Source organism: Gammaproteobacteria bacterium (assembly GCA_015709635.1).
Lineage (GTDB): Bacteria > Pseudomonadota > Gammaproteobacteria > Burkholderiales > Nitrosomonadaceae > Nitrosomonas.
The window spans coordinates 314,999-341,169 of the sequence record CP054180.1 but is presented as its reverse complement, the minus strand read 5'-3'; the positions used below and the strand labels follow the sequence as shown (position 1 = coordinate 341,169).

The following is a 26,171-nucleotide window of genomic DNA, read 5'->3' as shown; positions in this document are numbered from 1 at the left end:
GAGAGTTTTATGCTGATTAATGATGCATTTGCCCAAGCCGCTTCGTCGGCACAAGACACTGCAGACTGGATGAGTTTGTTGCCGATGTTCGGAATATTGTTGTTATTTTATTTCCTGCTGATCCGCCCCCAGGCCAAGCGCGCAAAAGAGCAAAAACAAATGGTGGATGGCTTGCAACGAGGTGACGAAGTCATCACCAACGGCGGTATTCTTGGCCAAGTTCTTAATGTCAGCGAAAACTATGTCATTATCGAAATAGCACCTGCCACTGAAGTCACCATTCTGAAGTCTTCGGTGCAGACTTTGCTGCCGAAAGGAACGCTCAGAAGTATCGAGCCAAAAGGAAAAACACAAAAAACCAAAACAACCAAAACAATCGCCGCACAGGAAAACACCGAAGCGGCAACTACCGAAGCCTCAGCCGGCAGTGATACTGAAGCTGAAAAAAAATAGTGCAAAGAAAAACTGCGCAAGCAGAAAAAATACCGGTTGCACTACCCGACATTGCATGTCTTTCTTATCCTTGATCATTTATAAATAGTTAACTGACACCCATGAACCGCTACGCACTTTGGCAATACTTGATTATTGCGGTTTCACTGCTGCTCGGCCTGCTTTACACTCTGCCGAATTTTTTCGGCGAATCGCCCGCGGTACAGATTTCCCCTTTACGGATTTCCGCAAGCACTGACACCGCCTTGTTGCAACGAGTCGAAGACACATTGAAACAGGCCAATCTTGAAACGGACGGAACACTCCTGGAAGAAGGAAGCGTCAAGGTACGTTTCGCCGATACGGATTCTCAAATCAAAGCCAAAGATTTGTTGGAATCCACTCTTGGCAGTGACTATATCATCGCGCTGAATTTGCTGCCTAATTCCCCGCAATGGCTGACGAATCTGGGCGCTTTACCGATGTATTTGGGCTTGGATTTGCGCGGTGGCGTGCACTTCATGCTGGCAGTCGATATGGAAGGCGCGCTCGAGAAATCGCTGGATCGTTACAGCGCGGATATCCGTGCCCGATTGCGTGAACAAAAAATCTCGTACGCCGGACTTGAAAAACATGCCAAGAAGCTGACCCTGAAATTTCGCGATGCCGAGTCACGCGCAAAAGCCGAGGCTGAATTAAAGTCGAATTACCCGGATCTTGGTTTAAAGGAAGAGAATCTCGACAACCGCTATCACCTGGTCGCGACGATTAAAACCGAAGCACTCGCCCGCATGCAAGAATCGGCCGTGCTGCAAAACATTACTACACTGCGCAACCGCGTCAATGAATTAGGTGTTGCGGAACCGATTATTCAGAAAGCCGGAGTGGATCGCGTCATCGTGCAATTGCCGGGCGTACAGGATACCGCCAAGGCAAAAGATATTCTGGGGCGAACAGCTACGCTGGAAATTCGCATGGTCGATGACGAAAATGATCTCGATGCGGCACTGCGTGGCAGAGTACCGATGGGTACCGAGCTCTATGAAGAACGCGGCGGCAGTCCATTACTCGTCAAAAAACAAGTATTGCTGACAGGCGAGCACATCACCGATGCACAACCCGGTTTCGACAAGGATAACCAGCCCGCAGTGCATCTCAACTTGGACAATAGCGGATCACGTGTTTTCAAGCAATTGACACGGGAAAATATTGGTAAAAGGATGGCCATTCTGCTGATAGAAAAAAATCAAGCGGAGGTCATTACCGCACCGGTCATTCGTGAAGAAATTGGCGGCGGTCGCGTACAAATCAGCGGCCGCATGAGCAGCAAAGAAGCACGTGATGTCGCGTTACTGCTGCGTGCCGGCGCACTGGCGGCACCGATGGACATTATTGAAGAGCGTACCGTGGGTCCGAGTCTGGGTGCTGAAAATATTGCCCGGGGCTTTAACTCAACCTTATACGGATTCCTGGCGGTAGCCTTCTTCGTTGCGATTTATTACACGGCATTCGGTGTCATCTCGGTTATCGCACTGGCCATGAATTTATTGTTGCTGGTCGGTTTATTATCCATTCTGCAGGCCACATTGACATTGCCCGGAATGGCCGCATTGGCGCTTACGGTGGGTATGGCGATTGATGCCAATGTGCTGATTAACGAAAGGATCCGCGATGAATTACGCAGCGGTGCTTCACCGCAACTCGCCATTCACGCCGGATTTGAGCGCGCATTCGGCACCATCGTGGATTCCAACGTGACTACTTTGATTGCCGGTATCGCGTTATTTGCATTCGGTTCCGGTCCGGTCAAAGGATTTGCGGTTGTGCTGTGTTTGGGAATTTTGACTTCTGTGTTCACGGCAACTTTTGTAACCCGCGGATTCGTCAACTTGATATACGGAAGCCGCCGCAGATTGGATCGCGTTCCGGTTGGAACAATCTGGATACCGAAACAAAATCCGGTAACCGAGAAAATAAAGCCTGAAGCGATCAATACTCAAAGAAATGTGGCTGCGATTAGTGAAAATATTGAGCCGCAAGCAAGTCGTCAACCAGAAACTGAAACTGAGCCTGCGCACGAAACTGGCAGCAATGCCGCAGCCGAATCTGGTGGAAAAATTTCGGGTAAAACAAAAAGTAAACGCAAATCCTCTGATGCCAAACAATCCAAAAACTGATTGGGCAGATTTATAAGGAAGTAGATCATGGAATTTTTCAGATTTAATCACAATATCCCCTTCATGCGATGGAGGCATGTCGGAGCCGTCATTTCAATCGTGACGTTCCTTCTGTCTGTTTATTTTATCGCCGCAAAAGGACTCAACCTTGGCGTCGACTTCACTGGCGGAACGGTATTGGAAGTCAGCTATAGCCAAACAGCTGATCTTGAAAAAGTTAGAGATGTACTGGCCGGCCTCGATATGCCCGATGCCAGTGTGCAAAATTTCGGCACCTCTCGTGATGTTCTTATCCGCTTACCGATTAAACCCGGTATTTCCAGTGCTCAACTATCGGAAACCGTTATGGCGGCACTGAAGCAAGTGGATTCAGCCGTGGCAATGAAACGAGTGGAATTTGTCGGTCCGCAAGTCGGCAGTGAATTACTGGAAAACGGAGCGCTTGCTCTGCTATTTGTATCACTGGGCATCGTCGCATATCTCGCTATGCGATTCGAATGGAAATTCGGTGTGGCGGGCATTATCGCCAACTTACATGACGTTGTTATCATCGTTGGTTGCTTTGCATTCTTTCAATGGGAATTCTCACTAACGGTATTAGCCGCAATCTTGGCCATACTGGGCTATTCCGTTAACGAATCGGTGGTGATCTTTGATCGCATTCGAGAAAATTTCCGCAAATATCGCAAGGCATCACTGACTGAGATCATCGACAGCGCTATCACACAAACGATGTCGCGCACGGTTATTACGCACGGATGTACGCAAATAGTCGTCATTGCCATGCTCTTGTTCGGCGGCGAAGTGCTTTACTATTTCGCACTGGCATTAACTATCGGTATCTTGTTCGGAATTTATTCGTCTATCATGGTTGGCAGCTCGATCATCATGCTGCTGCAAGTTAAGCGCGAAGATCTCGTCAAGATGGAGAAAAAGCCTCTGGAAAACGATGGTGCCGTTGTATAGAAGTGCTTTTACATTCTGACAACAAAAGAGAATTAATAGCTGATAGCGTTGCGCAAAGAAGTATTACTTTGAGCTAGAAATTGTATTCTGAATTTCTGATGATAAAGGCGGAATAAGATATCTTGTTCCGCCTTTTTTTCTTGATTGACGCTATTTAAGCAGCTGCCGCCGGTTTACGCTTACGCAAGAAGAAGAAAGCGGCAACAGCGATGACCAGTATCACCGGTGCAATGATCGCCACTTTCGGAGTCGGACGGCCTTCCCCTACCGAGAACGGAAAGCGCGATACATAGTCCTGCGCTCCACCTGTCACCGTCACCAGCCCTACAAACTTGCCCTTTTCCGGAAAGACATGCTCTACGGCAATCGATGCCGATGGGTAGACTTTCGGTGGTAAATGAAACACCGTAATTTGATCCAAATTCGCTTCCGATCCCGTATCCCGGATAATCCGCACTTCCGTCGTCAGCGGACGTAATTCTTCCTGGATATAGTCCAGCGCTATCACAGTCTTGCCTGTTTCCGGTATGTCTTCACAGAATTCTTCTTCCTGCGATAGCGGTTGATAACCGGTAAAGTGCATCCGGTACGGCCCTACCGTCAGTACGCACATGTCTTCTGCCAGTGCCAAACCACCGTGCGCTTGTACTTGTGTGGTCATTAGCATGCCCGTTGCGAGTATGATCGTTACTATTGCTTGCTTTATATCTATTAGTCTTGCTGACATTGCTTGGATTTCCTGTGTCGATAAATGGTTAGTCTCTATAGTGTCTTAATCCGCCATTGGATCATTCAGTTCTTGTTGGCCCGGCGTGTCGCCAGCCAGTCTCTGAAGCGTCTTGACCGGATGAGTTTATACCCAAGTATGGTGGTCAGCAATAGCCCGACTGCCGGTCCTATGGCAGCTCTGAATACTTCCGCGTAGTTGATCAGTTCCACCCGCAAATGGTATTCATAGTTCAAGGGCGGTACACCTTCCGCTGTAATCTGCACCAGGTACTTCCCTTGCGCCAGCTGACTTTGCGTGCTGATTACTCCGTCTTGATATAATGCCGGACGTACGTTGGTGATCGTTTCCCCTTCACCTGCCTTGCTGCCTTGCACAACTTTTACGCTTATCGGCATATCGCGCAATGCCGGATCCACCAAATCAATAACGAGTATGGCATTGCCTGCTTTGGGTATCTCCGTGCAGTAATGTCCTTCTTCATCGACTTGCGGTTGGTAGGTGCTGAGGTGAATCATGTTTTCGCCAACCCGACGCATGCAGCTGTCCTCTTCCATGGCTACTTTGCCATGAGCGCCAGCTGTGCCCGCATACAGTGCCATGACAAGTATCAAGACCGCAATCCCCGTTGGTGCTATTTGCCTGATCACGACAAATCCTCCTCTTGGATGGGTGCCTCTAATGTTGCCAGTTCTTGTGTCTGCATTCTCTTACTGCCCTAAATTTTTACTTTATTTCTTTGCCAAAAAAAACCGGTACACCGGCTGTCTTGCGACAGTGGTGTACCGGTGTTGATGCCTAACTTCTCTTATTACAGTTTGGTAAAGACTGGAATTACCGCACCAGCAATACTGTTGATGTAACGATTGCCTGCTTGGTCCCAGGTCATCAGCAAGCCACCAAAGCGGCTTTCCGGGTCACCCAACAGCGCCATCAAACGTTGTACTTCCCACAACGCGTCTTTGGCTTCCATCTTAACTTCACGGGTTTCTCCAGGTTGAACACCTCTGTCGCCATCCACCGTCAAACCAGTTGCTACCAGTTCTCTTGGATAGTCAGGATCCAGGTGTTTGCGGCCCAGTTCGTTCACAAAGCGTACGCCCGCTGTCGTGAATTCACCGATGTTGACTTCTGAGTCACCGTTGTTGGTGATTTCCATCGTTACACGCAGTGCACGGCCCGGTACGTCGTAGTTAGCGTGCGTTACTTTGATCGCAACAGGGTTCGGTGCAATCGGTAACGGTGCTACTTTCGATTCGCCCGCTTGGATCGGTACTGTGTATGGGTGTACGCTTTCGGTGTAACGATAGCCGCCCCAAACGATCGCGCAGGTCAGAATAGCTACTGCAAGACCTACTTTTCTGTCGGTTGGAGAGGTTAATAATTCGTCACCATACGCCAGCAGTACACGGCTACGCGGTAGGAACATCGGTTTCGCTACAAAGTAGCCAATCCAGAAGCAACCTAAGCCCAGCCATACGATGTGCCAGAATATGCCGTTGCTGAAGTTGAACGTTTCCAGGTCAATGGTTTTACCGGTCAGTGTGGTCACTGGGTTGGTAAAGTCATCCCAGCTGCCGGAGATGTTCATCCAAGAAGCCGGACCTGCAATAGGACCTGCATCTTTAATGTTCACCATCGCATGCATGTGATGGCGTCCAGGGATACGTGCTTTCAGTCTGACTTCAAATGCATAGTCACGACCGATTTCCAGCGGGCCGGAAATAAACGTCGGTTCGCCGTTCAGTTTGGTGCTTAAACGTACAAACACCGGGCTTGGGCTACCTACGTTAAAAAATGCACGGGTTGGCTTACCTACCGCACGGGGCCAGTCTTCCGCTAAGTGGAAGTTACCGGTCATCGTCGCAATGTCGTTCACTTTGGTGACTTTCGGTTGCCATTTCAAGTCGTACCATTGAATACTACGCATGCGCAGGAACGGTTCTTGTGAGCGCTCACCGTGTGCCGCTGCCGTCTTGACGTCTACCGTCAGCGTCATCGCCAGCGATGCCGCTCCAATCGCTGCTCCATACAGGCCTAATACGCCCAGTTTAAATATGCTTCTTATGTTCATTATCTAATCCCCTGTGCAAAGCCTTTTTCACCAAACGCGGTTACGTCGTTCTTCATTGATATGCGTCCTCTTTCGCCTTTAACATAGTAGAAAGCGGTGCAGTACAGTTTACCGAAGTACCACCATACGCAGAACATCAGCATGGATACGAATGCTGCGAAGAACGCTGCAATCACTGTGGTGTGACCACCAAAGGTACGCAGTGAGCCTTGCTCAATCAGGCGAACGTATTCAGGTGTACCCGTACGTACGTACAGAAAACCTGTGTAGTCAGCTACTGACAGCAATACGCCTTCAACAACCACCGGTAAGTGGGTTGGGCCAAAAATCGGCCAGTTGCCCGGGTAGAAGAATAAACCAAAGAAGCCGCCGCCTAACAGGGCTGTGATCAGCCAGTTACCCGTCAACAGTAAAATCGTATCCATCATCAACGCACCTGGAATCATGGTCGATGGCAGTACAAAGTTGAGCGGATAGTGTGACCACCAGTAGAAGCCCCAGTAACGGGTCAGCCATTCACCTACTAACAGGCATACGATACAGAGTGTCGCGCCAAATGGCAGGCGATAGTTTACCCACAGGTAATACATCAGTGCTGCACAGTACATGATACCTACAATCGGTGTCACTACCGGCCACCATTGACGGTCTTTCCAATCCAACCAGAAATCCCAGTCTCCTGCTAACAGCATGAAGTGCATGTGATAGGTTCCTACCAGCAATATACACAGAATCGGAAAATATACCGCATCTATGTATCTGGACATCTTGACCGCTTCCGGCACCATCTTCGCCGCTGCTAAAATTTCGTCTGTTCTACTCACTAGACCCTCCCTTCTTCATTTCGTGTGATATTAAATTATGAAAACTTGACGATTCCCTTGCTTCTTTTTGTCGTCAGCCTATCGGCCGTTTTCATGACTGCTGCTAATCTTTCTTAAATTCTTCTATCCTTCCCGCCCAGCCGGGCAGGAAGAATTAACCTCAAGAATTAAGGTACGATTCTGTTGTTCAGAATCTCTCTGCTTTGACCATTCCAGGTTACGTCGGTCAGGTTCGAGTAACGGGTGATGATTTGTGCTGCAATACCGCCCGAGAATAAACCTGCCCAGCCCAGAATTACAAAGCCCCAGTGCAGTGGCGCGCTAAACAGTTCTTCCATGAACCAGAATGCGTGACCCCATTCGTTCAAACCAACGTTCGGCAGAATCATCAGCGGGCCGGCAATCGCCATAACCAGCGGGAATGATGTACCGCGGCTGTATAACGGCAGACGGGTCATCGCGTACAGGTAGGATGCTACGCCACACACGATGTACATCGGGAATGAGCCGTAGAACACCACTACGTGACTTGGTGTGAAGCTGGTGTCACGAATAATCACTTGGTGCCACGATGCGTCTTGCTCGGTGAAGAAGCTACCGCCCCAGTAAACACCAAACAGATACACACCCAGCCACATCATCCAGTAGAAATAACGTTTAATTTCCAGTTTGGTGTCCAGATTGTCCAGTTGTTCTTTGGTGTCGCGGGTCTTCAGTATCCAGCCCCAGGTTACCAACGCAAACAGCGGCATCAGGGTCATGTGAACGCGCCACAGTCCCATCCATACCTTGTCAAATTCCGGTTCCATCGAGTCCATACCGTGTGAGTATGCAAACGTCCTTTGGTACCAGATCCAGAATATCGCTACCAACAGCATTGTTAACATGCCCAGCTTGTAGTACTTCGAGTCGTACCACAGCGACATGTCATAGCTTGCGCTTGATGCACTTGACGTGCCATAGGTTGTTGCCATGTTTCTACCTCCTAACTGTTAATCAAAACTACTTCTCGTTCTTTTACTCTCTACTTCTTCTAATACTAATTAATTAGTACTGCTTTTACTTTTATCTCGGCAGCTAAATTAGCCTATTTTTCTCCCCTAATTTAACCACACCTCTCAGGCTAGTCGACCTTACCCCTCTAAGTCAAGTCATTTGTCATAAAATCCCACACTCCCCCTCAGGGATTTTCACTTATGATATGCCTGATTCTACTTCACATACAAATATTAAGAGAATAATCTTCAGGTATATTCAACATAAACTTAATCTCCTTTATTAAACTCAATTGAAGATAAGCATTACATTCTCAATACTAAATTACACTACTCAATTTGGTTGCAAAGTATAGCTACGTATTATGCTCAATAAACCTTCTGCGGTAAATGGTTTTGTTAGATAATCATTCGATCCTGCCATCCGCCCTCGTGCTTTATCAAATAATCCATCTTTGCTGGATAACATGACTACAGGAGTTGATTGATAAATAGGATTATTTTTAATCAGTTTGCACGTTTGATAACCATCGAGCCGCGGCATTGTGATATCAACAAAAATAATATCAGGCTGGTTCTCTACAATTTTCGACATCGCTTCAAAACCATCTTCCGCCAGAATCACCTGACAACCGAAAGGCCTCAGAAAAATCTCAGCACTTTTCCGGATGGTATTACTGTCATCAATCACCATGACTTTAATACCTTTCAATACACCGGTATTTTCCACCTGAACTCCTTCTGAAAATTGACACATGCTCATAAACCCGGCATATCGCTATGAATTTTATTTCCTCCAAAATGCCGGAGTAAAAATCGCGAGCACCGTAAAAAATTCCAATCTACCCAACAGCATGGCAAAGCTGCAAATCCATGTTTGAAAATCCGTTAGCGATGCATACGTGGTTGCCGGCCCGATATCGCCAAGACCCGGCCCCAAATTATTGATACAAGCTACTGCGGCAGAAAAGGATGTAATGACATCTAACCCACTAAGAGTCAATGCAAACGTCATCAGTACGATGCTCACCGAATATACAAACAGAAATACTAATACCGCAAGAATGACGCGATTTGCCAGCACATTTCTGCCCAATTTGGCCGGAATGACAGCACTTGGATGCATGATCGTGATAATTTCACGATAGACCTGCTGATACAGAATTCGCGCCCGAATCATTTTAATACCGCCGCCGGTAGAGCCTGAAGAAGTGCAGAAGCCGGACAAAAATAACATCCAGAGCGGAACAAACACCGGCCACAAGCTGTAATCGGTATTACTGTAACCGGTGGTCGTCGCTACCGAAACTATGTTAAAAGCGGCGTAACGCAATGCAATCAGCGGCTCCGCATAAACACCGGAAAACCACAAATACAATGCCAGACCAATGCAACTCGCGAGCACGATCAGAAAATACGCCCCTACTTCGGAGTCATACCAATAAAAAATCAAATTCTTTGCCCGCCAAGCCAGAAAATGCGTCGCAAAGTTGATCCCGGCGATTAGCATAAAGAAAATCGCGACCGATTCAATGAGCGGAGAATCCCAGTAAGCATAGCTCGCGTCATGCGATGAAAAGCCGCCTAATCCCAAGGTCGTGAAAGCATGCATCACCGCATCGAACCAATCCATGCCGGCCCACTTGTAAGCAAAAACACACGCCACTGTCAGGCTAGCGTAAATCGACCACAATCCTTTGGCCGTTTCAGCGATGCGCGGCGTCAGTTTGTTCTCCTTCATCGGTCCCGGTATTTCGGCATTCAGCAATTGCCGGCCACCCACGCCTAACAATGGCAGAATCGCGACCGCCAATACGATCAACCCCATACCGCCAAGCCATACCATCTCGCCACGCCATAAATTGATGGAGGGCGGTAGCGCATCCAGGCCTGACAACACCGTGCCACCCGTGGCGGTCAAGCCCGAAGCCGCTTCAAAATAAGCCATGCTGAGATTAAGTTCCGGAAGTTGCAGCAGCAGCGGCAACATGGCGAATGCCGGCAGTGCCGACCACACCAGCACAACCAGCAAGAAACCATCCCGTGTCTGCAATTCGCGTTTAAAGCGCTGTGTCGCAGCCGACATCATCAATCCGCAACCCAGCGTAAAGATTATCGATTTGCCAAAGACCAAATGCGTGCCGTCATTACTCCACAACGCCAAGCCCAGCGGAATCAACATGGTCAGACCAAATACCAGCACCATCTTGCCGAGCACATTAACAACAGCAAACAAACGATTCATACGGTTATTCGTTACAGAAAGCCGACATTAACCTGAAACAGTTTTTCCACTTCACGGATCATTTTGCGATTGATCACGAATAGGATCACATGATCCTCCGATTCGATCACCGTATCGTGATGCGCAATGATGACGCGCGCCGCGTAACTCGATTCCGGTAGTTCCGTTTCCTGCCCGAAAGCTGGACTTGCACCGAACAACGCTTCCGATCTCGGCAAGCCGCGCACGATGGCGCCGATGGTTGCACCTTTTGGCAGTTTGACCTCTTCAATCTTGCGTCCGACCACTTTGGACGAGCGCGCATCGCCATGCGCAACCAGCTCCAATGCCTCCGCCGCACCGCGCCGCAAGCTGTGCACCGCGGCAACATCGCCGTGACGCACGTAGGCAAGCAATGAGCCGATTGTCACTTGCGCCGGCGAAATCGCGATATCGATGCGGCTGCCTTGCACCAGATCCACATAAGCGCGGCGGTTGATCAAGGCGATGACTTTATGCGCCCCCATGCGCTTTGCCAACAGCGCCGCCATAATATTATTCTCTTCGTCGTTCGTCAGCGCGCAAAACAAATCCATTTCGGCGATATTCTCATCGTCCAGTAGATCTTCATCCGTGGCATCGCCATGCAGCACCAGCGTGCTACTCAACTCACCGGCCAAACGCTCACAAGTTTGATAATTGCGTTCTATGATCCTGACTTGATAATCTTTCTCCAGTGTCGTCGCGAGCCGCTTGCCGATTCTTCCACCACCGGCAATCATTACATGCTCAACCGGTCTATCCATTTTGCGCAACTCCCGCATCACCGTACGGATATCTTCGGTTGCAGCGATAAAAAATACTTCGTCCTCCGCTTCGATTACGGTATCGCCTTCCGGTATAATCGGCCGATCCTGACGGAAAATAGCCGCCACACGGGTATCCACGGTGGGAACATGTTTACGCAGTTGCTGCAACTCTTGCCCGACCAGCGAGCCGCCTTTTAGTGCGCGCACCGCAACCAGGCTCACTTTCCCCGAGGCAAAATCCAGCACTTGCAAGGCTTCGGGAAACTCGACCAGCTTCTCGATATATTCGGTCAGAATCTGCTCCGGGGAAATGGCAAAATCGACACAGAAGTTTTCCGTCGAAAAAATTTCCGGGTGTGCCAAGTATTCGGTAGAACGGATACGCGCGATTTTAGTCGGCGTATTAAAAAGGGTAGCGGCCAGTTTACATGCCACCAAATTGGTTTCATCGTGCTCGGTGACTGCCAGCACCATATCCGCATCGGGCGCGCCGGCATTGACCAATACCGATGGATGCGAAGCGTTGCCGACGACGGTGCGTAAATCAAAACGATCCTGCAGTAATGCCAAGCGCTTCGGATCGACATCGACCATGGTGATGTCGTTGGCCTCGCTGACCAAGCTTTCCGCCACCGATGAACCGACTTGACCAGCCCCCAGAATGATAATTTTCATTGGAACGGTTTATCCTTTCCGGTTCGCGCGCACCCAGTCGCGCCATTGCGCAAATAACCCGGGATTCAGTGCCGCTATCACAGACCGTTGCCACGGCGATCCCGCCCAGTAGTCGTCCTGTTCGAAGCCGCACATATGTCCGCCCGCTTCAGCGAGAATCAAGGAACCCGCGCCGTAATCCCACGGCTTCTGCCCGCCGTGCAAATACAAATCAAAATAACCGGCGGCGGTATAACACCATTCCAGTGCGCACGCACCGAAGTTGCGCTGCGAGGCAAACGGCGGATAGGCAGCCACTATGGCGGCAAATTTCCGGTCCAGCCGCTTCAAGTCCACATTGGCCATGGCACCGGATAATGCCGGCACATGCTTCTTTAACGGTAATGCGACGCCGTTCAAGAAAGCACCGCCGCCTTTGGTGGCGTAAAACATTTCGTCAGTCACCGGGTTGTAAATCACCCCCAGAACACTTTTACCCTGTTCCATGAAAGCCACGGAAATGGCGAAATAAGGCAATCCATTGAGAAAATTGGACGTGCCGTCAATCGGATCGATACTCCACAATCCGGACTGCCCCTTGGTCCATTGTGCCTTCTGCTCCGCTTCGGTCATTTCCTCGCCCATCGCAGCGGCGGGATGGATCGCCTGCAATTTACCCAGCAACGCTTTTTGCGCTGCCACATCCGCTTCGGTAAAAAAGCTGCCGTCCGATTTGATCTGCCGGTCTACTTGCAGATAACGCGGCATGACGTCTTGCTGCGCGACTTCTTTTACCGCCGTGATCACTTTTTCCAGCACATTTACTCCGCACGCCACTTGATCGAACAACCGATGCTCGGGATTTGCTCCGCCGGACCGCGGCCGGTTTTGGCCACTTGCAGCATAGCTTCGAACAAATCGCGGCGCACATCGGCAGGCGCGGCTTCCTTACGCGACGCATCCAGCCGCCCGCGGTACTGCAACTCCAATTTGCTGTTAAAACCAAAAAAATCGGGCGTGCATACCGCACCATATCTCTTCGCTATGTCTTGCGTTTCGTCCCACACATAAAGAAAAGGATAATCCAGTTTTTTCGCGATCAGCGCCATATTCTCGAACGAATCTTCCGGATAATCGGCCGGATCGTTTGACATGATGGCGATAGCATTGATGCCGTGCGGCTTCAACTCATTCACATCGCGGATAATGCGATCCTGCACCGCTTTCACATACGGGCAATGGTTGCAGATGAACATCACCAGCAAACCGTTCTCGCCTTTTGCCGAAGCCAGGTTATAGCGCTTGCCGTCGACGCCCAATAAATCAAAATCAAGCGCTTTCCAACCGAAGTCGCAGACGGGTGTTTCCAAACTTGCCATGTCTTTTTCTCCTACAATTGATGATATTCTTAAAAATCGTTGTTCCAGCTTGCCGCGTTCAAGAAACGAAACAGCGGTCAGACAATGCCGGATGCATAACGTGCTATATTATCATGAGTCTATTTATCGAATTGGTTACTTACCCCGGCTAAACTCCCATCATGCATGCGCGCTTCTATCACCCCGATGAAATCGCCACCGGACAACTCGTCGCGTTATCCGATACCAATCAGCGTCATGCCGCACAAGTACTGCGGCTAAAAAAAGGCGACGCGGTTACGCTGTTCAACGGGCGCGGCGGTGAATTCTCGGCGCACATCGACCAAGCCAACAAATCTGGCACGACGGTTCTGGTCGGCACCTATCACGACACCGACTGCGAATCGCCATTGTCGATCGAGCTTGCGCAAGCAGTCTGCGTCAATGAAAAAATGGATTGGATCATACAGAAAGCGGTGGAGCTGGGTGTGACACGCATACAACCGGTTTCCACGGCGCGCAGTATCGTGCACCTATCCGGCGAACGCGCCAGCAAGCGTCAGCAACATTGGCAAAAAATCGCCGTTTCCGCGTGTGAGCAATGCGGCAGAAATTATGTGCCGCCAGTATCGCCATTGATGACGCTGCCCGAGTGGTTGAGCCGGAAAAAAGCGGACAAATCGCCCAACGATCTGTCCCTGATGCTATCCACAACAGCCACACAAAGCTTACACAGCATTGCAAAACCTTCTGCCGATGCAAATCTGGCGCTCGTGATCGGCCCCGAAGGCGGGTTTACGCCGGAAGAGGAAGCGGCCGTTTTGCACACCGGTTTCATTCCAGTGCGTTTGGGAAAACGCATCCTGCGTACCGAAAGTGCCGCTTTGGCGGCAATCGCCGCATTACAGACTTTATGGGGCGATTTTTAATCGATCTGATGAACAGAAACTCCCAATCTTCAATCACCATGAACACACCCGCCGAATTTGTCGCCTGGTTCCGCTCGGTCGCCCCATATATCAACGCGTTCAGAGGAAAAACCTTCGTCATCGGGTTCAGCGGCGAAATGGTCACGAATGCAACTTTTGTCAATTTCATTCATGACGTCAACTTGCTCGCCAGTCTCGGTGTTCGTTTGGTATTGGTGCACGGTGCGCGTCCGCAAATTCAACTGCGCCTGGATGAGTCGCAACTGGAAACGCAAACCGTCATGGGCATGCGCGTCACCGACCCCGCCGCGTTGCAGTGCGTCAAGGAATCGGTCGGGCGCGTGCACCACGAGATCGCCGCCTTGCTGTCGATGGGTTTGCCCAATTCACCGATGGCCAATGCCGCCATCCGCGTGACCAGCGGAAATTTCGTCACCGCTTGTCCATACGGCGTCATTCAGGGCATCGACCTGATGCATACCGGCAAAGTGCGCAAAATCAACGCACCGGCGATTCACTCGCGCCTGGAACAAGGCGATGTAGTGCTGATTTCGCCGCTGGGCTACTCGCCCACCGGCGAGATTTTTAACTTGACGATGGAAAATGTGGCGTCTGAGACCGCCATCGCACTCCACGCCGAGAAACTGATTCTTCTGCTGGATAACGCCGATACCGCTGTATTGCCGCGCGAACTCACCTTGCCGGAAAGTAAATTGCTGCTGGAAAACAAAGCACCGGCAGCAGCAGCGCCAATACCGGATGCGATCCGGTCATCGCTGCAATACGCGACCAAAGCCTGTGAATTGGGTGTGACGCGCGCGCATCTGGTCAGCCGGCATATCGACGGCGCCATCATCCAGGAACTGTTTACGCACGACGGCATCGGTTGCATGATCTCGCAGGAAACGCTGCAAGCGCTGCGCAAAGCGCGTATCGACGATGTCGGCGGAATCCTGCAACTGATCGAACCGCTCGAAGCCGAAGGCATTCTGGTCAGACGCGGGCGTGAGTTGCTTGAAATTGAAATCGACCGTTTTACCGTTTTTGAGCACGACGGCATCATCCTCGGCTGCGCGGCACTGTATCCGTTCCCCGAAGAAAATGCCTGTGAACTCGCCTGCTTGGCGATCCACACGGACTACCGCGACCAAGGACACGGCGAACACCTGCTCAAACATATCGAAAACAAAACCATCGCGCAGGGCATCCACAAACTGTTCGTGCTCACCACGCACGCCACGCATTGGTTCATCGAACACGGCTTCAACCAGGCCACCCCTGCCGAATTGCCGAAAACCAAACAGAATTTATATAACTACCAGCGCCGCTCGAAAGTGCTAATCAAGCATTTGTAATGCGCAAAGAAAATTCACCGGGATAGTTTACTCAGCCAAACGAACGTTTCATAATGCCGGTTCTTTTTCTTCCTGAATATCTTTAAGATAGCTCTGAAAAAAGTAGCGAGCGACGGTCAGGGCAAGGCGGAATCAGGCGAGAAGCGCAGTTTACAAGTTGTAAATGAGCATTTTGAGCTTGATCTCAACACAGCAAAACCAAGCGCAGTAGTTTTTCAGAGCTTCCTTAATCGACTTGGAGTGGATACAGCAAATGGCAAGAATGGTGAAATGCATCAAACTAGGCCGCGAAGCCGAAGGCCTGGATTTTCAAACCTACCCCGGCGAACTGGGCAAACGAATTTTTGAGAATGTCTCCAAGGAAGCCTGGAGTCAGTGGATCAAACACCAAACCACGCTGGTCAACGAAAACCGTTTGAATCTCTCAGACGCCAAAGCACGGAAATATCTAGCGGAACAAATGGAAGCGCATTTTTTTGGGGAAGGTGCGGAGCAGGCGGCGGGGTATGTGCCTCCGAAAGAACAATCTTAATTAACGTGAGAATCTTTTAACTAAATGAGAAATTATTGATATTCTTCTAAATTATTTCAGAGGCCGCATTTAAAACAATCGCTTTTGCTTAAGTGAAATAACATTTGATTGCGAATGATTAGAATATGTATCCCAATTAGGTGTGTAGTCATCTGCTTGATTTCCCCACCCAACCCAGCCTTTCCTTGGACCTCTTGCAAAAAGCTCAATGTATGGACCGGGACTGCATGCTTCTATAATCTCATATTGCTCATCCGGTTTCCGGCTATGTTCTCTCTTCTGTGTTGAGATAATGTTTTCTTGACTTCTCCCCGGCTGTAATGTGCGAGCATTCTTCCCTCTTACGCCAAAAAGAATCATTTCAGTGACATTCCTGAAATAAAAACCAACCCCCCTTCTATCCGGCCCACCATCTTTTCTCACTTTATACCAAATCAAGTTTGTCTTATACGTAAAACCCCAATGTTCCATAACCTGCAAACCATCCGCAAGTAAGGCATTTGGAACCCATAGATAAAGATGTGCAGTTTCACTAACAATGGCCTCAACTGGCAAATCTTTGATTTCCTGCAATGTCATTGTCGGATACCTGGAAAGCCGTTTATGTTCAGGTGCCATTTTTCCAGTTCTGTTTTGAAACTGCCAAGGCGGATCCGCTAGAACGGATGCAAATTTTCTCTTTCCAACACTCTCTAAGAGATCATCTGATGCGTTCATAATTATTCATCCTCAATATAAAGTGATTTTGAAATCCCAAACACGAGCAGCGGACAACCTGCTCCACTCCCACCCATGATGCGCGGCAGAAGCTTGCTCATGTGCGTCGTTGAAGCTCCATAGGAACTTCCCCTACCGAGCTCATTGAATATATCCTGAAGATTATCACAGCGCGTGATTATGACGCCCACACTAATTGCACGCAGATCAAAAAGAAGCCGGAAGTTATTCAAATCCCGGTCGAAGAAAGGATCTTTATTGTTCCACTCAATTTCTAGTGCCACACGATTCCGGAAACAATCTACTTTATGCGTCGGCGCATCCATCACATTTTGATCAACGACAACTTGTGTTTGAAATTCTTTCTCAACCCACCCGCGCGCATAGAGATATGTGTCTATAAATTCAGAAACCTTTGATTTTCTACCACCTGGATTTGTAATCCAGCTCTTTTTCAAGCGAAAATCTTTCAGAACTGACAATATGTCATTCCACTCGGTAGGAAAATCCTCCTTTAAGATTGCGCAGGCATGCTTCCATTCGTGCACTTCATACTTTTCTCGAACGAAATCCGGAAGCAATTCAATACCCATGAAATCCCCATTAATTTCATAATCGCCTAGCTAGAACATAGTGAAGCCAGCCATGATGCAAACGAATAATAAAGTTTATGAAGTGCTGCTGAAACAACTTTTTGGCCTTGTTCCATCATGAGCGTACAAATTAAATTCTACAACTCATGATGGTTCTATTGGCTGCTGATGTGATGAGACTACTTAATAACCGCGTTCAATTCGCCTTTAGCATAGCGATTTGCCATACTTTCCAGAGAAATTGGCTTAATTTTTCCGGCCTGTCCGGCGCAGCCGAAGGCTTCGAAGCGTGCTTTACAAATGTCTTTGGCCGCTGCGGTTGCTTCTTTCAAGAATTTGCGCGGGTCGAAATTGCTTTTGTCTTTTTCCAGACTGCGGCGGATCGCGCCGGTCATCGCCAGGCGGATATCCGTGTCGATATTGACTTTACGCACGCCATACTTGATCCCTTGTTGAATTTCTTCGACTGGAACACCATAGGTTTCTTTGATGTCACCGCCGAATTGGCGGATGATTTCCAGCCATTCTTGCGGTACCGAGCTGGAGCCGTGCATAACCAGGTGGGTATTGGGAATGCGCGCGTGAATTTCTTTGATGCGTTGGATCGCCAGAATATCGCCGGTGGGTTTGCGGGTAAATTTATATGCGCCGTGCGAAGTTCCGATAGCGATTGCCAGTGCATCCACGCCGGTTTTTCGCACAAAGTCGGCGGCTTCTTCCGGATCGGTCAACAGTTGATCATGCGATAACACGCCTTCCGCGCCGTGGCCGTCTTCGGCTTCACCCATGCCGGATTCCAGAGAACCCAGGCAACCCAGTTCGCCCTCTACCGATACGCCAACAGAGTGCGCGATGTTAACGACATCGGCTGTAACATTGACGTTGTATTCGTAAGTAGATGGTGTTTTGGCGTCTGTTTGCAATGAGCCGTCCATCATGACGCTTGAGAAACCGCTACGGATCGCGTTAACGCAAACGGAGGGAGAAGCACCATGATCCTGATGCATCACAATCGGTATATGCGGATAGGATTCGACGGCTGCCTCAATCAAATGACGCAAAAATGCTTCACCGGCATATTTCCGCGCACCGGCCGAACCTTGCATGATCACCGGGCTATTGCATTCATCCGCCGCTTGCATGATCGCTTGGATCTGCTCCAGATTGTTGACGTTGAAAGCCGGCAAGCCGTAACCGTTTTCCGCCGCATGATCGAGTAATTGTCTTAGTGATACGAGTGCCATTTAGATCTCCTATATTTACTTGATAAAATTTTATAATCGTTAGTATAGCGATTATGTTGCATGAATACCGCTAGATTGTTTTTGCGTGATCGCCGGTGCGCTTATCCGGACAGCGATGCAACCGGTAGTTCAAGTTGCATCAATGCCTTGTCTCGTTTTCCACTCACCGACCCTGATAATTTTCATCGTATTGGTGCCGCCAGTTTTACCGACCGGTTCACCGATCGTCATCACCATGATATCGCCCGCTCGCACCACACCGCGATTGAGCAATTCCTGTTCCGCCAGATTCAGAATTTCTTCCGGATCGTTCAATCCCGCACCGAACTCCACCGGATAAACGCCGCGGAACAATGTCACCCGCCGGCGCGTTTCTTCATTCGGACTCAATGCGAAAATAGGTACTTTGGAGCTCCGCCGCGACATCAGCAATGCCGTCACACCGCTTTGCGTCAACGCGGCAATGGCGCGAATCTGTAAACCGCTGGCCGTATGCATCGTCGCGCGAGCGATCGCTTCTTCGATCGTGGCCGGGTTAATATTCTGCATCCGTCGGTCGGTATTGACCAGATATTCCTTTTCCGCTTCCAGGCAAACTCTGGCCATCGCTTCGACCGCTTCCACCGGATATTCACCAGCGGCGGATTCCGCCGACAGCATCACCGCATCGGTGCCATCCAACACCGCGTTGGCCACATCGGAAACTTCAGCGCGCGTCGGAATCGGATTGGTAATCATCGATTCCATCATTTGCGTAGCGGTAACAACGGTTTTATTGTTGGCCCGCGCCGAGCGGATCATCCGTTTTTGCAGCGCCGGAACGGCGGCATCGCCGACTTCGACTGCCAAGTCACCGCGTGCCACCATGATCGCATCCGATGCTTCGAGAATATCGTCCAACGCCAGAATGGCTTCGGAACGTTCGATCTTGGCCATGACCATGCCTCTGCCGCCCGCTTCCTGCAACAATGCGCGCGCCTGACGGATATCATCGCCGGAGCGCACAAACGATACGGCCAGATAATCCGCACCCAATTCCGCAGCGGTTTTGATATCTTCCAGATCCTTGCTGGTCAGCGCCGGTGCGCCGAGCCCGCCGCCTTTGCGGTTAATACCTTTATTGTTCGACAGGATGCCGCCTTGCTCGACCACGCAAAATACTTGGTGACCTTTGACATGAGACACACCCAATACAATGCGACCATCGTCGAGCATCAGCGTGGCGCCGGTCTCCAGATCGTTCGGCAGTTCCTTGTAATCCAGCCCGACCCGTTCCTGATTACCCAGTTCACAATTGGCATCCAGAATGAACTGATCGCCGACCTCAAGCCGGATTTTGCCGTGCTCAAATTTGCCGACGCGGATTTTCGGCCCTTGCAAATCGGCCAGCACACCCACCGTAAGTCCCGCAGCGCGCGCCAACGAACGCGTCATTTCGGCAAATTCGATATGCTGTTCGCGCGTGCCGTGAGAAAAATTGATCCGAACAACATCGACACCGGCCCGGATGAGGCGATCCAATATTTTAGGATTGTTACAGGCGGGTCCCAGTGTCGCTACGATTTTTGTTCTTCGAATCATGGTTTCTCGTGCTGATTATTTGGCGCGCATTTCCAGTATTTCCACTGCCGGCAGTTTCTTACCTTCCAAAAATTCCAGGAATGCGCCACCTGCCGTTGAAATATAGGAAACTTTGTCGTAGATGTCATATTTCTGAATAGCTGCAATGGTATCACCGCCGCCCGCTAACGTGAAAGCCTTCGTTTCCGCGATCGCGCGGGCAATTTTCTCGGTTCCGGCGCCGAATTGATCGAACTCGAATACGCCCACCGGGCCGTTCCATACCACCGTGCCCGCTTTCATGATAATGTCCACCAGTTCCTGCGCGCTTTTCGGGCCGATATCAAAAATCATGTCATCGTCCGCCACATTACCGGCATCTTTTAATACCGCCGGTTCGTTGGCATCAAATTTTTTACCGACGACCACATCGACCGCAACCGGAATCGACGCATTGCGTTTCGCCATTTTATCCATCAGTACTTTGGCGGTCGGCACCAGATCATCTTCGCACAATGATTTGCCGACATTTTTACCGGTCGCTTTCAGGAAAGTATTGGCAATACCGCCGCCCACCACCAGTTGATCCACTTTCTCTGATAATGATTCCAGTACCGTCAGTTTGGTGGAGACTTTCGAACCGCCGACAATCGCCACCATCGGACGTGCCGGATTCAACAGCGCTTTGGTCAGCGCATCCAGCTCTTCTGTCAGCAAAATACCGGCGCAAGCCACCGGAGCGTATTTCGCGATACCGTGGGTTGAGGCCTCTGCACGATGCGCGGTGCCGAAAGCATCCATGACAAACACATCGCATAGTTTCGCGTACTTCTGCGCGGTTTCTTCGACATTTTTCTTTTCACCCTTATTAATGCGGCAATTCTCCAGCACCACCAGCTCTCCGGCAGCCACATCAAATCCGCCATCGACCCAATCCTTGATCAGACGCACCGGCTTTCCTAAGCGGCTGGCAATATTATCCGCCACGGGTTTCAGTGAGTTTTCTTCCGTCCATACACCTTCTTCAGGACGGCCCAGGTGAGAAGTCACCATCACCTTGGCGCCTTGCTTAATACAATGATTGATGGTCGCCATGGAAGCGGTAATACGCGCATCCGAGGTCACTTTTCCATCCTTTACAGGCACATTGAGATCAGCGCGTATGAATACACGTTTACCTTTCAGGTCCAGATCAACAAGCTTAATAACAGACACGATAAACTCCAAAATTGTCTTTAAGAAAATATAAAGGATAGCAAACGCTACCCTTTATGTCTCAATAAATGAGCTGGTTAAAACAGGTAGCAAGCAGAATTCCATTTTCCGCATCGCTAACCTGTCCATACAAAGCTATTTGGCGACGGTACGAACCATCTCCAGCACTTTGGTGGAATAGCCCCATTCATTATCGTACCATGCGACCACTTTCACAAAGCTTTTATCCAGCGCCATACCTGCTTCCGCATCAAAAATGGAGGTGCAGCTTTCGCCACGGAAGTCGGTGGATACCACTTTTTGATCGGTATAACCCAGAACGCCCTTCATGGAGCCTTCGGAAGCTTCTTTCATCGCTTTGCAAATTTCGTCGTAGCTCGCTTCTTTTTCCAGCTCACAGGTCAAATCCACGACGGACACGTCCGATGTCGGAACACGAAAAGCCATGCCGGTCAGTTTTTTGTTCAATTGCGGTATCACCACACCGACTGCCTTGGCGGCACCGGTTGAAGAAGGGATGATGTTTTCCAGAATACCGCGGCCACCGCGCCAATCTTTATTGGATGGGCCGTCCACGGTTTTCTGCGTTGCGGTTGCTGCGTGCACGGTGGTCATCAGTCCGCGTTTGATACCCCATTTATCGTTCAATACTTTGGCGATCGGCGCCAAACAGTTGGTGGTGCAGGAAGCATTGGAAATAATGGCTTCGCCTTTGTAAGACTTGTCATTCACGCCATACACGAACATCGGTGTATCGTCTTTGGAAGGTGCCGACATAATGACTTTCTTGGCACCGGCTGCCAGGTGTTTTTCACAAGTTTCCTTGGTCAGGAATAAACCGGTCGATTCGATGACAACTTCCGCGCCGACTTCGTTCCATTTCAGCTCGGCCGGATCTTTAACCGCGGTCAAGCGGATTTTTTTACCATTCACCACCAGCGTATTACCCTCGATGGAAACGTCACCGTGGAAGCGGCCATGCACCGAGTCATGCTTCAACATATAAGCCAGATAATCCGGTTCCAGCAAATCGTTAATGGCAACGATTTCGATATCCGAAAAATTCTGCACTGCTGAGCGGAAAACCATGCGCCCGATACGACCAAACCCATTAATACCAACCTTAATTGTCATACTAAAACTCCTTAAATAAAAAACTTGTTGCTCACCGGCGGATAAGCATCACGCCCAGCTTGCTTTAATCATAATTTGGATCAGAGAATGCCTTTGACTGTTTTGACGACATTCTCGACGGTAAAGCCAAAATGCTTAAATAACACATCCGCAGGTGCTGATTCGCCAAAAGTATCCATACCGATGACCGCGCCGTCCAGCCCGACGTACTTACGCCAGAAATCGGTCACTCCCGCTTCCACCGCAACGCGTTTGACACCCTTCGGCAAGACACTGTCTTTGTAGGATGGTTCCTGACGATCAAATACATTGGTACAAGGCATGGATACCACACGCACGTGTATGCCTTCCTCGGCCAACGCTTTCTGCGCATTCATCGCCAGACCCACTTCCGAGCCTGTCGCTATCAGAACGGCTTGCGGCTTGCCATTACCTGCCTCGGACAGCACATAACCGCCGTTATCGATCAGTTTAATGGTAGCGGCATCGCGTTTCTGGAACGGCAAATTCTGACGGCTGAATATCAATGTCGACGGACCGTTTTTGCGTTCGATGGCATGCGCCCATGATACGGTTGACTCAACCGTATCGCATGGACGCCATACGTCCATATTAGGAATCAAGCGCAATGTCGCAGTCTGTTCTACCGGTTGATGCGTCGGGCCATCCTCACCCAGGCCGATCGAATCGTGCGTGAAGACAAAAATATTACGGATTTTCATCAATGCGGCCATGCGCAGCGCATTACGAGCATACTCGGAGAACATCAGGAAGGTTGCACCGTAGGGAATCAAACCGCCGTGCAGCGACAATCCGTTCATCATGGCGCTCATACCGAATTCGCGCACACCGTAGTACACGTAATTACCGCCGTTCTGTTTACTGATCCCTTTGGAACCCGACCACAAGGTCAGATTGGAACCCGCCAGGTCGGCGGAACCGCCGATCAATTCAGGTAAAACGGACGCCAAGCCTTCAATTGCATTTTGTGAAGCTTTGCGGCTGGCGATGGTTTCCGCTTTCGCGTTAACTTGATTGATAACGCCATCGGCGTGACTACGCCAGCTAGCAGGCAATTCGCCCGCCATGCGGCGATTAAATTCGGCTGCCTCGGCAGGATACTTTTCCGCATACTCAGCAAATTTCTCATTCCATTCGACCTCCAGTCTCTGCCCCTTTGCTCGCGCATCCCAGGCGCTATAGACATGCTGCGGAATTTCAAATGGCGGATAATGCCAGCCGATATGCGGACGCGCTGCGGCAATTTCCGCATCGCCCAACGCTGCACCATGCACCGAGTGGGTATTGGCCATATTTGGCGATCCCATGCCGATAACCGTTTTACAGCAAATCATGGAGGGTTTGTCATTAACCTTCTTGGCAGCCTCAATGGCCGCCTCGATGGCCACCGGATCGTGACCGTTCACGTTAGGCACGACATGCCAGCCATAAGATTCAAAACGCTTCGGCGTATCGTCGGTAAACCAGCCTTCCACATGACCGTCGATGGAAATGCCGTTATCGTCGTAAAAACAAATCAGCTTCCCTAACCCTAAAGTACCCGCCAGAGAACAAGCCTCGTGCGAAATACCTTCCATCAAGCAACCATCACCCAGGAAAACATAGGTATAGTGATCGACAATGTTATAACCGGGACGGTTAAATTCGGCGGCAAGCACTTTTTCCGCCAACGCCATACCGACCGCGTTGGTAATACCCTGACCTAACGGACCGGTTGTGGTTTCCACACCGGGTGTATAACCGTACTCCGGATGGCCGGGTGTCTTGGAATGAAACTGCCTGAATTTTTTGATTTCTTCCATCGGTAGATCGTAACCAGTCAGATGTAATAATGCATAGATCAGCATCGATCCATGTCCGTTGGAAAGAATAAACCGATCACGATCCACCCACCCCGGATTGCCAGGATTATGACGCAGATGGTGAATCCACAGCACTTCAGCAATTTCCGCCATACCCATCGGCATACCGGGGTGACCGGAATTGGCTTTTTGCACGGCGTCCATCGCCAATGCACGAATCGCACTGGTTAACTCCTTAAACACCGGCGCGTCAAAATCCTTGAATGTCCCCATTGATACTAACTCCCTGATATTTTCAACAAAATAGAAAAGACCGACCTGTGCGCTAACTTAATAAAAGCGCATCATACCGGCGCATAAACAAAATGCGATATTATCCTCCAAGATAGAGGATAGGACAACTAGAGATCTTCACTTTTTGCGCTTAAAACCAATCCGCTAGCAGCGGAGTATCCTGACAAAATCAGTTCCCGCGCAATTTAATTCCCAGCAATTTTATTTTGCGGTACAGATGCGTCCGTTCCAAGCCGGCCCGCTCGGCAACTCGTGTCATATTGCCATTTTCTTGATCGATCAAGCGCTCAAAATAAGTTTTTTCAAACAAATCGCGCGCTTCGCGCAATGACAAGTCCAATGGAATCTCCGGTGCGACCGATGTCGTAGCTGATTCCGGAAAAGCCATCGCTTGCTGCACGGCTTCAGCGGAAATCTCATCGCCGGTGCACGTCAGTGCTAAAGAATGCACCACACCGGTCAATTGAGTCAGGTTGCCGGGCCAGTCATAATTGCGCAAACAATTGAGTGCTGCGGTGCTGAACTGCAACGTGGACGGCGCTTCCCCTGCCTCTACGAAACGCGACAAAATTTGATTGGCGAGCTCGGGAATATCCTCCCGATGCGCTCGCAGTGCCGGAATACCGATGCTGAGACTGCTCAATATTTCGTACAACTTGGGATGATAAGCGCCCTGCGCCGTCAGCTCCGCCAATGGTTGAGATGTTGCGCAAACCAGCCGGACATTATATTTTTGCAGTTTGCTCAGCAATAACAGCAAGCCTTTCTGCGCTAATTTGCTGATTTCCCCGACATCCTTAAGAAATAGCAAACCGTCACGCGCATGTTCCAGCAACTGCAGCGGCGACTCGGCCAATGTCGTTAAGGTTTCGGGCTCCACCCAAGGCGTATTCGGGCGATGCATGAAACGCGCACAAATCTCCGCACCCGCACCCGGCTCTCCCATCAACAACACGGGTGTTTTCAAGTTCACCACTTGTTCCAGTCTTTTTCTCAGATCAAGAATCAGAGCGCCTTTACCCAGACTGGCAAGCGAGAGCGCCGATTGCTGCTTATTTTGCGCCCCGCGCAAAGCTTTACTGACAGTACTCAAGAGCTTTTGCAACGGTATCGGCTTTTCCAGATAACCGAATGCACCGATACGCGTAGCTTCCACCGCGGTATCGATCGTACCGTGCCCGGACATCATGATAACCGGCATCGTCAATAGGCCGTTACTGGCCCATTCTTTCAGCAACGTAATACCGTCCGTATCAGGCATCCAAATATCCAGCAGCACCAGATCGGGGCGCGTTTGCGCGCGCCAGATCCGGGCCTGCTCGGCATTTTCCGCCAAAGCCACCCGATATCCTTCGTCACGCAAAATTTCGGACAGCAATTCGCGTATGCCGATTTCGTCATCCACAATCAGTATTGTATTGTTCGTTATCATTTAGTGTTTTCTCCACCACCGAAATCTAATCAGCTTGGCTACAACTGTCAAATTTCACGATCAGTATGGATTCCAAGTTCCTTGATTGACGAATGACCTGGTA

General features: G+C 50.0%; 24 protein-coding genes. 6 read left to right on the top strand and 18 right to left on the bottom strand.

What is annotated here, in order from left to right; translation table 11 throughout:
- Positions 1–9: 9 nt before the first annotated feature.
- The 3 genes from yajC to secF all read left to right on the top strand — a co-directional run bounded on the left by yajC (position 10) and on the right by secF (position 3,575).
- Positions 10–453 (top strand): preprotein translocase subunit YajC, encoded by a 444-nt coding sequence (yajC, locus tag HRU78_01555; GenBank protein ID QOJ22491.1) that lies wholly within the window; start codon positions 10–12, stop codon positions 451–453.
- A 101-nt stretch (positions 454–554) separates the two neighbouring features.
- Positions 555–2,609 (top strand): protein translocase subunit SecD, encoded by a 2,055-nt coding sequence (secD, locus tag HRU78_01550; GenBank protein ID QOJ22490.1) that lies wholly within the window; start codon positions 555–557, stop codon positions 2,607–2,609.
- A 27-nt stretch (positions 2,610–2,636) separates the two neighbouring features.
- A complete protein-coding gene (gene secF / locus HRU78_01545) occupies positions 2,637–3,575 on the top strand; it encodes a protein translocase subunit SecF (protein ID QOJ22489.1) in 939 nt (312 codons plus the stop codon).
- Positions 3,576–3,729: 154 nt separating this feature from the next.
- Here secF and HRU78_01540 read toward each other — a convergent pair whose 3' ends face one another.
- From HRU78_01540 to HRU78_01495, 10 genes are all read right to left on the bottom strand, one after another.
- Positions 3,730–4,302, bottom strand: a complete 573-nt coding sequence (locus HRU78_01540) for a hypothetical protein (GenBank protein ID QOJ22488.1) — start codon at positions 4,300–4,302, stop codon at positions 3,730–3,732.
- Between the two features lie 65 nt (positions 4,303–4,367).
- On the bottom strand, positions 4,368–4,952 hold the full coding sequence (locus HRU78_01535) for a hypothetical protein (protein ID QOJ22487.1): 585 nt from the start codon (positions 4,950–4,952) through the stop codon (positions 4,368–4,370).
- A gap of 161 nt (positions 4,953–5,113) precedes the next feature.
- Positions 5,114–6,376, bottom strand: coding sequence for a methane monooxygenase/ammonia monooxygenase subunit B (locus tag HRU78_01530; GenBank protein QOJ22486.1), 1,263 nt, complete (start codon positions 6,374–6,376; stop codon positions 5,114–5,116).
- Positions 6,376–7,200: a methane monooxygenase/ammonia monooxygenase subunit A gene (locus tag HRU78_01525; protein QOJ22485.1), complete on the bottom strand. Its 825-nt coding sequence runs from the start codon at positions 7,198–7,200 to the stop codon at positions 6,376–6,378. Before HRU78_01525 ends, HRU78_01530 begins: the two co-directional genes overlap by 1 nt.
- Before the next feature lie 167 nt (positions 7,201–7,367).
- On the bottom strand, positions 7,368–8,174 hold the full coding sequence (locus HRU78_01520; protein QOJ22484.1) for a methane monooxygenase/ammonia monooxygenase subunit C: 807 nt from the start codon (positions 8,172–8,174) through the stop codon (positions 7,368–7,370).
- A 355-nt stretch (positions 8,175–8,529) separates the two neighbouring features.
- A complete protein-coding gene (locus tag HRU78_01515; protein ID QOJ22483.1) occupies positions 8,530–8,958 on the bottom strand; it encodes a response regulator in 429 nt (142 codons plus the stop codon).
- A gap of 24 nt (positions 8,959–8,982) precedes the next feature.
- Positions 8,983–10,440, bottom strand: coding sequence for a TrkH family potassium uptake protein (locus HRU78_01510; GenBank protein QOJ22482.1), 1,458 nt, complete (start codon positions 10,438–10,440; stop codon positions 8,983–8,985).
- Between the two features lie 11 nt (positions 10,441–10,451).
- Positions 10,452–11,903, bottom strand: coding sequence for a Trk system potassium transporter TrkA (gene trkA, locus HRU78_01505; protein QOJ22481.1), 1,452 nt, complete (start codon positions 11,901–11,903; stop codon positions 10,452–10,454).
- A gap of 9 nt (positions 11,904–11,912) precedes the next feature.
- Complete coding sequence (locus HRU78_01500; GenBank protein ID QOJ22480.1) at positions 11,913–12,701, bottom strand: inositol monophosphatase; 789 nt, start codon at positions 12,699–12,701, stop codon at positions 11,913–11,915.
- Between the two features lie 2 nt (positions 12,702–12,703).
- Positions 12,704–13,261 (bottom strand): thioredoxin family protein, encoded by a 558-nt coding sequence (locus HRU78_01495; protein QOJ22479.1) that lies wholly within the window; start codon positions 13,259–13,261, stop codon positions 12,704–12,706.
- Positions 13,262–13,422: 161 nt separating this feature from the next.
- Here HRU78_01495 and HRU78_01490 point away from each other — a divergent pair, with 161 nt between their 5' ends.
- The 3 genes from HRU78_01490 (at position 13,423) to HRU78_01480 (ending at position 16,056) form a co-directional block, all read left to right on the top strand.
- Positions 13,423–14,169 (top strand): 16S rRNA (uracil(1498)-N(3))-methyltransferase, encoded by a 747-nt coding sequence (locus HRU78_01490; GenBank protein QOJ22478.1) that lies wholly within the window; start codon positions 13,423–13,425, stop codon positions 14,167–14,169.
- Between the two features lie 38 nt (positions 14,170–14,207).
- The gene (gene argA, locus HRU78_01485) at positions 14,208–15,524 is read left to right on the top strand and encodes an amino-acid N-acetyltransferase (protein ID QOJ22477.1); all 1,317 of its coding nucleotides are present in this window, start codon (positions 14,208–14,210) and stop codon (positions 15,522–15,524) included.
- 253 nt (positions 15,525–15,777) lie between these two features.
- On the top strand, positions 15,778–16,056 hold the full coding sequence (locus tag HRU78_01480; GenBank protein ID QOJ22476.1) for an oxidative damage protection protein: 279 nt from the start codon (positions 15,778–15,780) through the stop codon (positions 16,054–16,056).
- Between the two features lie 69 nt (positions 16,057–16,125).
- Here the strand turns inward: HRU78_01480 and HRU78_01475 are convergent, their stop codons facing one another.
- From HRU78_01475 to HRU78_01440, 8 genes are all read right to left on the bottom strand, one after another.
- Entirely contained in the window at positions 16,126–16,773 is a 648-nt protein-coding gene (locus HRU78_01475) for an S-adenosylmethionine-binding protein (GenBank protein ID QOJ22475.1), read from the bottom strand.
- Positions 16,774–16,775: 2 nt separating this feature from the next.
- A complete protein-coding gene (locus HRU78_01470) occupies positions 16,776–17,366 on the bottom strand; it encodes a restriction endonuclease (GenBank protein ID QOJ22474.1) in 591 nt (196 codons plus the stop codon).
- Positions 17,367–17,545: 179 nt separating this feature from the next.
- Positions 17,546–18,610 carry a fructose-bisphosphate aldolase class II gene (locus HRU78_01465; GenBank protein QOJ22473.1) on the bottom strand — a complete coding sequence of 355 codons (1,065 nt, stop codon included), beginning with the start codon at positions 18,608–18,610 and terminating at the stop codon, positions 17,546–17,548.
- Positions 18,611–18,739: 129 nt separating this feature from the next.
- Positions 18,740–20,191 (bottom strand): pyruvate kinase, encoded by a 1,452-nt coding sequence (pyk, locus tag HRU78_01460; protein ID QOJ22472.1) that lies wholly within the window; start codon positions 20,189–20,191, stop codon positions 18,740–18,742.
- Between the two features lie 15 nt (positions 20,192–20,206).
- Positions 20,207–21,385 (bottom strand): phosphoglycerate kinase, encoded by a 1,179-nt coding sequence (locus tag HRU78_01455; GenBank protein ID QOJ22471.1) that lies wholly within the window; start codon positions 21,383–21,385, stop codon positions 20,207–20,209.
- Positions 21,386–21,520: 135 nt separating this feature from the next.
- The gene (gene gap / locus HRU78_01450; protein ID QOJ22470.1) at positions 21,521–22,519 is read right to left on the bottom strand and encodes a type I glyceraldehyde-3-phosphate dehydrogenase; all 999 of its coding nucleotides are present in this window, start codon (positions 22,517–22,519) and stop codon (positions 21,521–21,523) included.
- An 80-nt stretch (positions 22,520–22,599) separates the two neighbouring features.
- Entirely contained in the window at positions 22,600–24,615 is a 2,016-nt protein-coding gene (gene tkt, locus HRU78_01445; protein ID QOJ22469.1) for a transketolase, read from the bottom strand.
- Positions 24,616–24,805: 190 nt separating this feature from the next.
- A complete protein-coding gene (locus HRU78_01440) occupies positions 24,806–26,068 on the bottom strand; it encodes a sigma-54-dependent Fis family transcriptional regulator (protein QOJ22468.1) in 1,263 nt (420 codons plus the stop codon).
- Positions 26,069–26,171 lie beyond the last annotated feature (103 nt).